The organism is Rathayibacter sp. VKM Ac-2835, assembly GCF_013266705.1.
In the GTDB taxonomy this organism is placed as follows: Bacteria; Actinomycetota; Actinomycetes; order Actinomycetales; family Microbacteriaceae; genus Rathayibacter.
In genome coordinates this window covers 287,598-301,182 of the sequence record NZ_JABSNQ010000002.1, presented here as the reverse complement: position 1 = coordinate 301,182, position 13,585 = coordinate 287,598, and the positions used below count along the sequence as shown (strand labels likewise).

Below are 13,585 nucleotides of genomic sequence, written 5' to 3'. Positions count from 1 at the left end.
TCGCGCGGGCGCCCACGCGTCGGCGGAACGGGAGCGGCATGGCCACGGTGGACTCCGCGGAGCGGCGGGCGCGCCTGATCGAGCTGCTCGAGCGCGACGGCGCGATCCGCCTCGACGACGCGGCGGCCGAGCTCGACGTCTCGACGATGACCGTCCGGCGCGACCTCGCCGATCTCGAGGTGGAGGGCCGGCTCAGCCGGGTCCGCGGCGGCGCGGTCGCCGCGCTCCGCCCCCGCCCCTTCGCCGAGCGCCTGGCCGCGGGCGCCGCCGCCAAGCGCGAGATCGCCCGGAAGGCCGTCGCCCTGCTGCCCGACTCCGGCGCGATCGCGGTGGACGCCTCCTCGACCGCGGGCACCCTCCTCGCCGCCGCCCCGGAGTCGCCGCGGCTGCTCATCGCGACCAACTCGCTGGAGAACCACGCCTCGGCGCGCGCCACCCGCGCCCGCGTCGTCCTGATCGGCGGCGAGCTCCAGGCCGAGACCGACAGCTTCGTCGGCCCGCTCGCCTGCGCCGGCGCTGCCGAGCTGCACTACGACCGCTTCTTCACCTCCGCCTCGGCCGTGACCCGCTCGGGCACCAGCGAGGTGACGCTCGAGGAGGCGCAGGTGAAGCGCGTGCTCGTCGCCGCCTCGGCCGAGACGGTGCTGCTGGTCGACTCCTCCAAGCTCGAGCGCACGGCCCTCGCCCGCGCGCTCGACTGGGACGCGATCGCTGTGCTCGTCACCGAGCTCGACCCCGCCGACGACCGGCTCGACCCCTTCCGCGGTCTCGCCGACGTGCGCTGACGAGCATTGACCGGAACGAGTCGGCCTGTTAGCTTCTGTGATAGTTAACACACTCGTTCAACCAGACGGAGAAGTCATGGCAGCCTCGACCGCCGCGGAGCTCATCGCCCGCTCGAACCGCCTCGGGGCCGACCCGCGCAACACGAACTACGCCGGCGGCAACACCTCCGCGAAGGGCGTCGAGACCGACCCCGTCACCGGTGAGCCCGTCGAGCTGCTCTGGGTCAAGGGCTCCGGCGGCGACCTCGGCACGCTGAAGGAGTCGGGCCTCGCGGTCCTCCGCATGGACCGCCTCCGCGCGCTCGTGAACGTCTACCCCGGCGTCGACCGCGAGGACGAGATGGTCGCCGCCTTCGACTACACGCTGCACGGCAAGGGCGGCGCCGCCCCCTCGATCGACACCGCGATGCACGGCCTCGTCGACGCCGCGCACGTCGATCACCTGCACCCCGACTCCGGCATCGCCTTCGCGACCGCCGCCGACGGCGAGCGCCTCACCGCCGAGGCCTTCGGCGGCACCGTCGCCTGGGTCCCGTGGCGCCGCCCCGGCTTCCAGCTCGGCCTCGACATCGCCGCGATCAAGGAGGCGAACCCCGAGGTCATCGGCGCGATCCTCGGCGGCCACGGCATCACCGCCTGGGGCGACACCAGCGAGGAGGCTGAGGCGAACTCGCTCCGCATCATCGAGACCGCGAGCGCGTACATCGCCGAGCACGGCCGCCCCGATCCCTTCGGCCCCGCCCTCGACGGCTACTCCGCTCTGCCCGAGGAGGAGCGCCGTGCCAAGGCCGCCGCCCTCGCCGCGCACCTGCGCTCGATCGCCTCGCACGACCGCCCCCAGGTCGGCCACTTCACCGACTCCGCCGAGGTCCTCGATTTCCTCGCGAGCACCGAGCACCCGCGCTTGGCCGCGCTCGGCACCTCCTGCCCGGACCACTTCCTCCGCACCAAGGTGAAGCCGCTGCTCGTCGACCTGCCGGCCACAGCCACGGTCGAGGAGATCGTCGAGCGCCTCCCCGCGCTGCACGAGGCGTACCGCGCCGACTACCAGGCCTACTACGACGCGCACGCGACGCCCGAGAGCCCCGCGATCCGCGGCGCCGACCCGCTGATCGTGCTCGTGCCGGGCGTGGGCATGTTCTCCTACGGCGCGAACAAGCAGACCGCCCGGGTCGCCGGGGAGTTCTACGTCAACGCGATCAACGTGATGCGCGGCGCCGAGGCGATCTCGACCTACGCCCCGATCGACGAGGCCGAGAAGTTCCGCATCGAGTACTGGGCGCTCGAGGAGGCGAAGCTGCAGCGGATGCCGAAGCCCAAGCCCCTCGCCTCCCGCATCGCACTCGTCACCGGCGCCGCCTCCGGCATCGGCAAGGCCATCGCCACCCGCCTCGCCGCCGAGGGCGCCTGCGTCGTCGTCGCCGACCTCGATCTCGCCAAGGCGCAGGCCGCGGCCGCGGAGCTCGGCTCGACCGACGTCGCGGTGGGAGTGGCGGCGAACGTCTCCGACGCCGCCGCCGTCAAGGCCGCGATCGACGCCACCGTGCTCGCCTTCGGCGGTCTCGACCTGGTGGTCAACAACGCCGGCCTCTCGCTGTCGAAGTCGCTCTTCGACACCACCGAGGCCGACTGGGACCTCCAGCACGACGTGATGGCGAAGGGCTCGTTCCTCGTCTCGCAGGCCGCGGCTCGCGTGCTCGTCGACCAGAAGCTCGGCGGCGACATCGTCTACATCTCCTCGAAGAACTCGGTCTTCGCCGGCCCGAACAACATCGCCTACTCCGCGACCAAGGCCGACCAGGCCCACCAGGTCCGCCTGCTGGCCGCCGAGCTCGGCGAGCACGGCATCAAGGTCAACGGCATCAACCCCGACGGTGTCGTCCGCGGCTCCGGCATCTTCGCCTCCGGCTGGGGCGCGAACCGCGCCAAGACCTACGGCATCGACGAGGAGGACCTGGGCGCGTTCTACGCCAAGCGCACCATCCTCAAGCGCGAGGTCGTCCCCGAGAACGTCGCCAACGCCGTCTTCGCCCTCTGCACTTCCGACTTCTCGCACACGACCGGACTCCACGTCCCTGTCGACGCGGGCGTGGCTGCGGCCTTCCTGCGATGACATCGTCATCGCGGGAACGCCGCAGCATCGCCCGAAAGGCGGCAGCCCTCGGCCCGGAAGACCGTGGGACGCGACGGCGACCCTCAATGGGTCGCATCCCGCCGAAGGCGTCCGACAGAGGAGCCCTCCGATGAAGGCGGTCGCGGCGGTCGACCTCGGCGCGACCAGCGGGCGCGTCATCCTCGGCTACGTCGGCCACGACGAGCTGCGGATGCGGCACGTCGCGCGCTTCCCGAACCAGCCGGTGCGCGTCCAGGAGGGCGGCGAGTCCGCGCTGCACTGGAACATCCTCGAGCTGCACCGCTCGCTGACGACCGGGCTGACCAACGCCCTCCGCGACGAGCCCGAGGTCGTCTCGATCGGCATCGACTCCTGGGCCGTCGACTACGCCCTGCTGCGGCAGGGGCGCATGCTCGGCGCGCCGTACCACTACCGCGACGAGCGGACCGCGCGCGGCGTCGCCGATGTGCACGCGCGGATCGGCGCGGAGGAGCTCTACGCGCGCAACGGACTCCAGCACCTCCCCTTCAACACGCTGTTCCAGCTCGCCGCCGAGCGCGACGTGCTCGCCCTCGCCGACCAGGCACTGCTCGTCCCGGACCTGATCGGCTACTGGCTGACCGGCATCGCCGCGACCGAGATCACCAACGCCTCCACCACGGGTCTGCTCGACCCGCACACCCGCGCGTGGGACCACGAGCTCCTCGCGCGCCTCGATCTGCCGCTCGGGATCCTCGCCCCTCTGATCGAGCCGGGCTCCCGGCTCGGCGCGCTCCTGCCCGCCGTCGCCGCCGAGCTCGGCGCCCCGGCCGGGCTCGGCGTCGTCGCCGTCGGCTCGCACGACACGGCCTCGGCCGTCGTCGCCGTGCCGGCCGCGGACGAGGACTTCGCGTACATCTCCAGCGGCACCTGGTCGCTCGTCGGCGTCGAACTCGAGGAGCCGGTGGTCTCGCTGGAGGGTCGGGCCGCCAACTTCACCAACGAGGGCGGCGTCGACGGGCGTGTCCGATTCCTGAAGAACGTGTCCGGGCTGTGGCTGCTCTCCGAGTCGATCCGCACCTGGGAGCGCAGCACCGGCGAGCAGATCGACCTCCCCGAGCTGCTGCGGCAGGCCGCGGCGATCCGCGGCCCGATCACGACCTTCGACCCCGCCGACGAGCGCTTCCTCGCCCCCGGCAACATGCCCGGCCGGATCGTCGAGTGGTGCGTCGAGCGCGGCCTCGCGCAGCCGCGCACCCGGCCCGAGTTCGTCCGCTCGATCCTGGAGTCGCTCGCCGAGGCCTACGCGAGCACCCTCGCCGACGCCGTCCGACTCAGCGGCAAGCGGGTCCGCACGATCCACGTCGTCGGCGGCGGCTCGCAGAACGAGCTGCTCTGCCAGCTCACCGCCGACCGCACCGGCCTCCCGGTCGAGGCCGGCCCCAGCGAGGCCACGGCGATCGGCAACATCATCGTCCAGGCCCGCGCCCAGGGCCTCGTCTCCGGCTCGCTCGAATCGCTGCGCGCGCTCGTGCGCCGGGCGTTCCCGCCGGTGCGCTACGAACCCCGTCCCTCCTCCCCCGAGAAAGGCTGACCAGCATGGTCCAGCGTCAGTTCCCGAAGCCCGTCGAGCTGCTCGAGTACCTCAGCTTCAAGAAGCCCGAGCTCGACGGCCGCAAGCGCCGCCTCGACGCCGCGCTCACCATCGAGGACCTCCGCTCCATCGCGAAGCGCCGCACCCCGAAGGCCGCGTTCGACTACACCGACGGCTCCGCCGAGGGCGAGATCTCCATCGCCCGCGCCCGCCAGGCCTTCGAGGACGTGGAGTTCCACCCCCAGGTGCTCCGCGACGTCGCCGCCGTCGACACCACCGCCACCGTCCTCGGCGCCCCCTCAGCGATGCCGTTCGGGATCGCGCCCACCGGCTTCACCCGCCTGATGCAGACCGAGGGCGAGTCCGCCGGAGCCGGAGCGGCCGCCGCCGCCGGCATCCCGTTCACCCTCTCCACGCTCGGCACCACCTCCATCGAGAACGTGAAGAAGGCCAACCCCCACGGCCGCAACTGGTTCCAGCTCTACGTCATGCGCGACCGCGAGATCTCCTACGGCCTCGTCGAGCGCGCCGCGCAGGCCGGCTACGAGACGCTCTTCTTCACCGTCGACACCCCCGTCGCCGGCGCCCGCCTGCGCGACAAGCGCAACGGCTTCTCCATCCCGCCGCAGCTCACGGTCGGCACCGTCCTGGACGCGCTGCCCCGCCCGTGGTGGTGGTTCGACTTCCTCACCACCCAGAAGCTCGAGTTCGCCTCGCTCAGCGCGACCGGCGGCACCGTCGGCGACCTCCTCGACCTCGCCATGGACCCCACCATCAGCTTCGAGGACCTGAAGGTCATCCGCGAGATGTGGCCCGGCAAGCTCGTCATCAAGGGCGTGCAGAGCGTCGAGGACGCCCACAAGTTCGCCGACTTCGGCGTCGACGGCATCGTCCTCTCCAACCACGGCGGACGCCAGCTCGACCGCGCGCCCATCCCGTTCCACCTCCTCCCCGAGGTCGTCCGCGAGGTCGGCACCGACACCGAGGTGATGGTCGATACCGGCATCATGAACGGCGCCGACATCGTCTCCTCCATCGCCCTGGGAGCGAAGTTCACCCTCATCGGCCGCGCCTACCTCTACGGCCTGATGGCCGGCGGCCGCCAGGGCGTGGACCGCACCATCGCGATCCTCTCCGACCAGATCGTGCGCACCATGAAGCTCCTCGGCGCCCACTCCCTCGAGGAGCTGACCGCGGCCCACGTCACCCAGCTCGAGCGCCTGCAGCCCCGCCCCCGCGCCTGACTCGGCTCCACCTCCGGCACGCAGAACCGCCGCAGGCCGACCATGCTGGTCGAGTAGCCGCGGAACGCGGCGTATCGAGACCCGCCGTCGGCAGCAGGGCGGGTCTGCAGACCTGTCTTCTGACGGTGGTGGATCTCGATACGGCCGCAATGCGGCCTACTCGATCAGCATGCAAGGGGCAGCCGCTCCACCGTCCCCCGTCCACGCAGCCGCCCTCATGCTGGTCGAGCAGCCGCCGCAGGCGGCGTATCGAGACCCGCCCGCACACAGCCTCTTGCCAGGAACGCCGTCGACCCACTACGGTCGACGAACGCCACCACGAAAGGAGCCGACCATGACGCACGCACCGCACTTCACCACCGCCGGCTTCTTCGGCGCCCTCTCCGACTGACCGGTCGAGCCTCCCGCTCGTCATCGCTCAGACGGTGACGGCGCAGAAGAAGCTCCCGGTCCCGCGGCACCGCCGCACGGACCGTCGTCCCGTTCCCGACCCGATCCCAGGGTCTCGCGTGCCGCCCCTCCGGCGGCCGCTCCGCGCGCTCCGAGCGCGCTCCTCGCCGCGCCCACCAGGCGCTCTCCGGCGCGCCCGCGCGCCAGCCGCCCGGCATCGATCGGGCCCCGCACGAAGGACACCATCGTGAACACCGCAGCGACTCTCGTCGCCCGCCTCCCTCGACCCCGCCTCGCCCGCCTGCTCGACCGCCTGGCCCTCCGCGCCGGCATCGCCCTGGTGGCGTGGAGCACGCGCGAGCGCCGCCTCCCGCCCACCCACGCGGAGGTCACCGCCCTCCGCCACGAGCGCGCCGCCCTGCAGGACCGCGAGCGCCGCACCGCGCTTCAGCGCCTCCCGCGCTGACCCCACCCACAACGCAGAAGTCGCGGTAGTCGAACGCGACGACCGCGACTTCTGCGTCCTGAGCCGAGCGGCCTAGAGCTGCTGGTCGAACACCTTGGCCTTCCGGAGTGCGTCCGCGAACCCGAAGCCCAGCACGCCCTCGTACTCCCAGACCTCCAGTCGATCGCCGGGATCCACCCCATCGATGAGGAAGGTCGTCTCCGCGTCCTCGGTCGACTTCGAGACGCCAGCGACGCCGCGGGCATCGTTCTCCCGCATCTCGGCGACGGGCTTCCCGCCGACCACGACCACGAAGCGCCGATCCGACTCGACGATGGCATCAGGCAGGGTCACCAGAGCACGACCGCCCGAGATCGACGCCTTCACGAACGTCGGCTCCGCCGGGGCGGGCGCAGGAGTCTCAGGCGGCGTTGCCGTCAGAACCTGGTCGAGCAGCTTCTCCTTGCGGAGGGCCGGATCGCGCGAGTCGTACCACGTGCCCTCGTACTCCCAGACCTCCAGGTGCTCACCGGGGGTCACCGTGCTGAACTCGAACAGCTTCGCGTCGCCCTCGCGCCACTCGTTCACCGGCCCGTACGCCGCGTCCCCCTGGATCTCTCCGAGGTCCCTTCCGCCGGTGGAGACCACCAGCCGCTTGTTCGTCCGGAGGACCTCATCGGGCACGGACAGCACGGCGTTCCCGTTCACCAGGGACACCGCCATGCCCGGCTTCTCGCCGACCTGCTGGTCGAACAGCTTCGCGATCCGCTTGACGTCCTCCACGCCGAAGTCGAACCCTGCTCCCTCGTACTCGGAGACCTCCACCCGACTGCCGGGCTTCACACCGAGGAGCTGGATCCGTGTCCGGTCGCCGTCGATCCGCTTGCTGCCGAGGAACGTGGTCCTCCCGTCCTGGCCGCCGCCGATGAAGGTCTTCCCGCCGTAGCTCTGACCGACCTCCACCCCGTCGGCCCGGAACACGAGCCTCCTCTGCGCCGCGAAGACGCCGGTGGGCACGCTCACCACCGCGAAGCCGTCCTCGAACGACGCCGTCAGTCCCGACTCGACCGGAGCGTCCGACGCCCGGACGTCGGCCAGCTTCTTGATCCAGGGGGCCTCATCCACGTCATCGCCCAGCGATCCCTCGAGTTGGAAGACCCCCAGCCGCTCACCAGGCTGGGCGTCTCCGAACTCGACCTTCATCCGGCCGTCCAGCGCGTAGTACGGCCTGCCGCCGACGACGACGCCGTTCTGGATCTGACCGAGGACCCTCTCCCCGGCGCGGACAATGAGCCACGTGTCCGACGAGGAGATCTCACCGGGGAGGCTCACGATCACGTGGCCGTTCACGAGGGACGCCGTCACAGCCGAGCTCGGCGCAGGAGCGGGCACGGCCGGCGCAGCCGCGGACCGGGAGGCCCCGGCCCCGCCTCGGTCGGCCGGTGCGGCCGTCGCCGGCGTCGCCGACAGCAGGCCGACCAGGGCGGTCGCGGCGACGCAGGCCGCGAGAGTGCGCGTGCTTCTCATCGAATTCCTCTCCTTCAGTGCGACCGGCGACGACGAAGCGGCATCTCCTGGAGCAGCCCCGGCCGGTCACGAGGAGCCATTGTGTTCCGGGCGCACCGCACCCCTTCTCCCCCTGTCGCGCAGTGCGGCATGCCCGTCCCGACGCGCTCGAGACCGCGCTGACCCCGCCCACGACGCAGAAGTCGCGGTAGTCGAACGCGACTACCGCGACTCCTGCGTCCTCGGTCGCACCAGGGCCGCTCTCGCCCCGCCAGGGCGCCTTCCGTCCGCGCGGGCTACGCCGCGGGAGCGGACGGCGCGGTCGTCGGAGCGGCATCGCCGAGCTGCGCCGCGTACAGCCTCGTCCGGCGGAGGGAGTCGTCGAAGCCGTCGTCCAGCGATCCCGCGTACTCGGTCACCGCCATGCGATCACCGGGCTTCACGCCCGGGATGTGCAGGACCGACCGACCGTCCACGACATCAGGGACCACCCTCGTCACACCGCGGGTCTGCTTGTTCTGGATCTGAGCGACGGGCTTCCCCTCGACGATCACGACGATCCGCTTCTCCGAGCGGTAGAGCTCGTCGGACAACGACACCAGCGCCCCGTCGTCCGAGAGCGTCGCGATCACCGGCGTCGGCTGCGCGGACGACGCCGCTCCCGGAGCGGGCTCGGGCGCAGCGGCCGTCGGCGTGGGCGCGACGGCCGTCGGAGTCGGGGCGGGCTCGGCCAGCGCCGGCGTGGCTGACATCAGGCCGAACAGGGTGGTCGCGGCGAGACAGGCCGCTGCAGTGCGCGTGTTCCTCATGGGTATCCCTTCGTTGTTGGCGACCAGAGACGAAGGAGCCGGGCGCTTCGGGACGCCCGCGGCTGGTCGCGACGAGACATTCTCATCCGGTGGGAGTCGCGGTCGCTCGGCCGTGGCGCGAGACACCTGTGCGGTCGCCCGCGCCTGCTGCGGGCTCCAGGAGCGACCCGGCTGCGCGCCTCATCAGGCAGTCGCTCACAGTCGCCGCACATATCGCTGAGTATCGTTCGGAGCGACACGGTCGTTCGGAACGGCACACTCGGAAGACATACGGAGGTCACCATGAAGAACCAGTCCTCGACCGGCGCGTTCGGCGCCGGCAACCCCATCGACGGCATCTGGCAGGCGATGGAGCAGGCCCGCGCCGGCTTCGAGAAGCGCACCGGCAGCCGCGTCGGCCGCGGCGACGTCCGCGCCGCCGTCCTCGCACTCCTCGCCGAGCAGCCGATGCACGGCTACCAGATCATCCACGAGATCGAGGAGCGCAGCGGCGGCAGCTGGAAGCCGAGCCCCGGCTCCGTCTACCCGACCCTGCAGCTGCTCGCCGACGAGGGCCTGATCGCCGCCGACGAGTCCAACGGCCGCAAGACCTACAGCCTCACCGACTCCGGTCGCGCGCAGGTCGCCGCCTCCGGCACCGACGCCCCGTGGTCCGAGTCCGACCAGGTCGACTTCGGCGCGCTGCCGAAGGCCGGCGTCGCACTCGCCCAGGCCGCCGCGCAGGTCGGCCGCTCGGGCACCCCGGCTCAGATCCGGCAGGCCGTCTCCGAACTCGAGGACGTGCGCCGCCGCCTGTACGCGATCCTCGCGCAGGACTGACCCGGGTGGCGCCGGTCCGCCCGGGTCCCACAGACCCGGGCCGCCGAGCCCGCAGCGACCAGCGTCGCTACCGCCGCATCCTGCGGTTCGCCTCCTGGCACCTCGCGGTGACCTGGTTCTTCGATCTGCTGCTGCCCCGCATCGGGCTGACGGCGGTCGCGCTGCGCACCCGCCCGCAGCGGATGCGGCGCTTCGCGCGCAGCTTCCACGTCCTGGCCGTCGACCTCGGCGGTCTGATGATCAAGGTGGGCCAGTTCATGTCGTCGCGCCTGGACGTCCTGCCGCCCGAGATCACCCGCGAGCTGGAGGGCCTCCAGGACGAGGTGCCTCCGGTGCCGTTCCCCCGGATCCGGGCCCTCGCCGAGTCCGAGCTGGGGACGACGCTCGCACGCGCCTACGCGGACGTCGACGAGACGCCCGTCGCCGCCGCCTCGCTCGGCCAGGCGCACCGCGCCCGGCTCTCCCCGGTGGACGCGGCCGACTCCGGACACGAGAACGCCATCGTCAAGGTCCAGCGCCCCGGCATCGACGAGATCGTCGAGGTCGACCTCGCGGCGCTGCGGCGCATCGGCGGCTGGCTGACCCACGTGCGCCTCGTCTCCGACCGCGTCGACGCGCCCGCGCTGGTCGAGGAGTTCGCGGTCACGAGCCTCGAGGAGATCGATTACCTGCGCGAGGCGGCGAACTCGGTGCGCTTCGCCGCGGACTTCGCCGGCGATCCTCGCGTCGCCGTCCCGGACGTGATCTGGGAGCGCTCGACCCGCAAGGTGCTCACCCTGCAGGACGTCACCGCGATCAAGATCACCGACGCGGAGGGTCTCGCCGCCGCCGGGATCGATCCGCGCGACGTGGCTCCTGTGTTCGCCGCGGTCATGTTCGACCAGCTCTTCACCAACGGCTGGTTCCACGCCGACCCGCACCCGGGCAACGTCTTCGTGACGCCGACCCCCGGCGGCGAGCTGCCCTGGCGGCTGACCTTCATCGACTTCGGGATGATGGGCGAGGTGCCGCCGTCGACGAGGGCGGGACTGCGCGCGATGCTGATCGCCGCCGCCTCGCGCGACGGCAAGGGCCTCGTCGACGCGGCGCGCAACGTGGGGGTGCTGCTCCCCTCGGCCGACTCCCGCGAGCTCGAGCGCGCGATGACGCAGCTCTTCGCGCGCTTCGGCGGCATGGGCTTCGCCGAGCTGCGCGAGGTCGACCCGCGCGAGTTCCGCGACTTCGCGATCCAGTTCGGCGACGTGGTGCGCTCGCTGCCCTTCCAGCTGCCCGAGAACTTCCTGCTCATCATCCGGGCGATGTCGCTGACGTCGGGGGTGTGCAGCGCGCTCGATCCGGCGTTCAACCTCTGGGACTCGGTCGAGCCCTACGCGCAGCAGCTGATCCGGGAGGAGCGCGGCAACGTCGCGCAGGACGTGGGCCGGCAGGCGCTCGACACGCTCGGGCTCCTCGTGCGCCTGCCGCGGCGCCTGGACGAGCTGGCGACGACACTCGAGGACGGGACGCTCGCGGTCACCGTGCCGACGGTCGAGCGCCGGCTGAACCGGCTCGAGGGGACGGTCCGGAGGATCGTCTCGGCGGTGCTCTTCGCCGGGCTGCTCATCGCGGGTGCGGTCGTCCGGGCCGACGACACCGTGTTCGGCACGGTGCTGATGGCGGTCTCCGCGCTGCCGCTGCTGCACGCGCTGTTCTCGCGCTCGCGCCTGCTCTGAGGCACGCCCGCGACGGACCGGTTCCCGCCACATGGTCGGACTGCGCCGATTTGTGGAGGCCCGCTCGGACGAGGTCCACGGTGGGATCACGGTCGTTCACCGACGAACGCCCGACCAGGTCCGAGGAAGGGAGTCGTGATGATCTTCGCATTGATCGCCTATCTGATCTCGATCTTCGAGTGACCCGCCCGAGCGATCGCGGCCACCCGCCCAGGGTGACCGCGACCGGCCCGGCGTCCTCGCTGCAGTGCCGCAGCGCGCAACCCCGCACGCCCTGCGACGGCGGGTCCAGGGACGAGCCGGGGTCAGTTGCCCCGCAGCTCCTCCTCGAGCAGCGGGTACCTCGCGGACCTCGACCCGATCGGTTCGCCAGGACGACCGCCGATCACCGAGACCTCGAGGCGGTCGCCCGCCTTCGCCGGTCCCATCCGGAGGAAGACCCGGTCGCCGATCGACCACCGGCTCGCGTAGTAGGCCGAGCCCGAGTAGGTCTCGCCGACGTACCGGTCGTTCACCAGCACGACGATCCGCGTCCTCGACCGGAGGAGTCCGGCGGACAGGTCGATCACCACGTCGCCGCCCTCCAGGTGAGCGTGGATCGAGTCGTCGACGTGCGACACGGACCCGCCCACGGGCGCGAGGTACGGATCCTGGGGCGTCGCTCCGGCGCCGGCCGCAGCAGCGGTCGCCGGTGTCGCGGACGCGAGGCCGAGGAGCGCTGAGGCGATCACGCCGATCGTCACGGTGCGCAGGAGCATCATCGGGGAGCCTTTCCGTCGGACCCCTCGGATCGAGCGCAGAGGTCGAGACCAGCGCGCGTCGGCGTCGCCGAGAGGGGTGGTCGCCCATCCTGCAGGAGGGGGCCGAGCAGAGCGTCATCGCTGTCACGGATGAGCACGAATGGCACGGAGCCGAGCCTCGAACCGCGCCGGAACCGACCGATCGCGCCGCCTCGCACCGCGAGCGCCACGGAGTCGAACGCGCTTCCGCCGTCGGCGACAGTGGCGGCGGTCTCAGCGACCGACCCCACTCCGACACCACGAAAGGACACGCCATGATCCCCGACGCGCTCGTCGCGATCTTCATCGCCTTCTTCGGCTCGCGCTAGCGGACCGCCGACTCCAGCTCGCCGGCGGGAGGAGGCGGGCCGTCCGTTCCCCGCCTCCTCCCGCCGTCGCACTCGCGCGCGCCACCCCCGGGCAGCGACAGGTCCGCGCTCACGGCAGGACGATCACCTTCCCGATGATGCGGCCCTCGGCCGCCTCGGCGTGGATCGCCGGAAGCTCGGCCAGCGGCACTCGGCGGGTGACCTCCACGGTCAGCTCCCCCGCGTCGACCAGGGCGACGAGCTCCGCGAGCCGGTCACGGTTCGGCAGCACGAAGACCGTCGCCGCGCGCACGCCGCGGCTGTCATCGCCCGGAGTCGTCAGGAAGGCCGTCGTGCTGACGACGACCCCGCCGTCGCGCACCGCGGCGACCGAGGCGGCGAACCGCTCCGGCTCGAGCGGAGCCAGGTTGAGCAGCACGTCCACCTGCTCACCGAGGGCCGCGAGGACGTCGGTCGCCGTGTGATCGATGATCTCGTCGGCGCCCGCCGCCCGGACGGCGTCGATGCTGCGCGGACTCGCGGTCGCGATCACGTGCACGCCGGCGCGCTTCGCGAGCTGCACGGCGTACTTCCCGACCACTCCGCCCGCGCCGACGACGAGGACCCGCTGGCCGACGACGAGCCGGCCGTCGTCGAACAGCGCCTGCCAGGCGGTGAGCGCCACCGACGGCAGCGCGGCAGCGTCGGCGAGCGGAAGACTCGACGGAGCGGCGACCACCGCCTCGGCCGGCGCCAGCACGTACTCGGCCGCTCCCCCGTCGCGCTCCATCGGCAGGAACGCGACGACCGCCTCGCCCACCGCCACTCCCTCGACACCGTCACCGACCGCATCGATCGTGCCGGACACGTCGTAGCCGGGTACGTGCGGAAGCTCGACCGGGATCGGCAGGAAGCCGCCGCGCATGCCGGCGTCGGCTGCGTTGAAGGCCGAGGCTGCGACCCGGAGCCGCACCTGCCCGGCGCCGGGAACCGGGACCGGGATCTCCTCCTGGACGAGGACCTCGGGTCCGCCCACCTCATGGAATCGCACTGCCTGCATGATCGTCTCCCTCGCATCATCGCTTCCAATTCGAAGCACTAC

General features: G+C 72.1%; 11 protein-coding genes. 7 read left to right on the top strand and 4 right to left on the bottom strand.

Annotation, left to right across the window (positions count from 1 at the left end):
- Positions 1-38 precede the first annotated feature (38 nt).
- From HRK28_RS09300 to HRK28_RS09280, 5 genes are all read left to right on the top strand, one after another.
- Entirely contained in the window at positions 39-785 is a 747-nt protein-coding gene (locus tag HRK28_RS09300) for a DeoR/GlpR family DNA-binding transcription regulator (RefSeq protein ID WP_173251218.1), read from the top strand.
- Positions 786-861: 76 nt separating this feature from the next.
- Positions 862-2,898, top strand: a complete 2,037-nt coding sequence (locus HRK28_RS09295) for a bifunctional aldolase/short-chain dehydrogenase (RefSeq protein ID WP_160091000.1) — start codon at positions 862-864, stop codon at positions 2,896-2,898.
- 130 nt (positions 2,899-3,028) lie between these two features.
- Positions 3,029-4,471 (top strand): rhamnulokinase family protein, encoded by a 1,443-nt coding sequence (locus HRK28_RS09290; RefSeq protein ID WP_173251217.1) that lies wholly within the window; start codon positions 3,029-3,031, stop codon positions 4,469-4,471.
- Between the two features lie 5 nt (positions 4,472-4,476).
- Positions 4,477-5,715 (top strand): alpha-hydroxy acid oxidase, encoded by a 1,239-nt coding sequence (locus HRK28_RS09285; RefSeq protein ID WP_173251216.1) that lies wholly within the window; start codon positions 4,477-4,479, stop codon positions 5,713-5,715.
- A 637-nt stretch (positions 5,716-6,352) separates the two neighbouring features.
- Positions 6,353-6,571: a hypothetical protein gene (locus HRK28_RS09280; protein WP_123732610.1), complete on the top strand. Its 219-nt coding sequence runs from the start codon at positions 6,353-6,355 to the stop codon at positions 6,569-6,571.
- A 72-nt stretch (positions 6,572-6,643) separates the two neighbouring features.
- Here HRK28_RS09280 and HRK28_RS09275 read toward each other — a convergent pair whose 3' ends face one another.
- Both HRK28_RS09275 and HRK28_RS09270 read right to left on the bottom strand, forming a co-directional pair.
- Positions 6,644-7,900, bottom strand: a complete 1,257-nt coding sequence (locus HRK28_RS09275) for a hypothetical protein (protein ID WP_173251215.1) — start codon at positions 7,898-7,900, stop codon at positions 6,644-6,646.
- A gap of 452 nt (positions 7,901-8,352) precedes the next feature.
- Complete coding sequence (locus HRK28_RS09270) at positions 8,353-8,865, bottom strand: hypothetical protein (RefSeq protein ID WP_173251214.1); 513 nt, start codon at positions 8,863-8,865, stop codon at positions 8,353-8,355.
- Positions 8,866-9,147: 282 nt separating this feature from the next.
- Between HRK28_RS09270 and HRK28_RS09265 the strand changes: the two genes are divergently transcribed.
- Both HRK28_RS09265 and HRK28_RS09260 read left to right on the top strand, forming a co-directional pair.
- Positions 9,148-9,684: a PadR family transcriptional regulator gene (locus tag HRK28_RS09265; RefSeq protein WP_160091007.1), complete on the top strand. Its 537-nt coding sequence runs from the start codon at positions 9,148-9,150 to the stop codon at positions 9,682-9,684.
- A gap of 5 nt (positions 9,685-9,689) precedes the next feature.
- Complete coding sequence (locus HRK28_RS09260) at positions 9,690-11,396, top strand: AarF/UbiB family protein (protein ID WP_173251213.1); 1,707 nt, start codon at positions 9,690-9,692, stop codon at positions 11,394-11,396.
- 305 nt (positions 11,397-11,701) lie between these two features.
- On the opposite strand, the gene HRK28_RS09255 is transcribed toward HRK28_RS09260, so the two are convergent.
- Positions 11,702-12,157 (bottom strand): hypothetical protein, encoded by a 456-nt coding sequence (locus HRK28_RS09255; RefSeq protein ID WP_160091009.1) that lies wholly within the window; start codon positions 12,155-12,157, stop codon positions 11,702-11,704.
- A gap of 456 nt (positions 12,158-12,613) precedes the next feature.
- Positions 12,614-13,543, bottom strand: a complete 930-nt coding sequence (locus HRK28_RS09250) for an NADP-dependent oxidoreductase (protein ID WP_173251212.1) — start codon at positions 13,541-13,543, stop codon at positions 12,614-12,616.
- Positions 13,544-13,585: the final 42 nt, after the last annotated feature.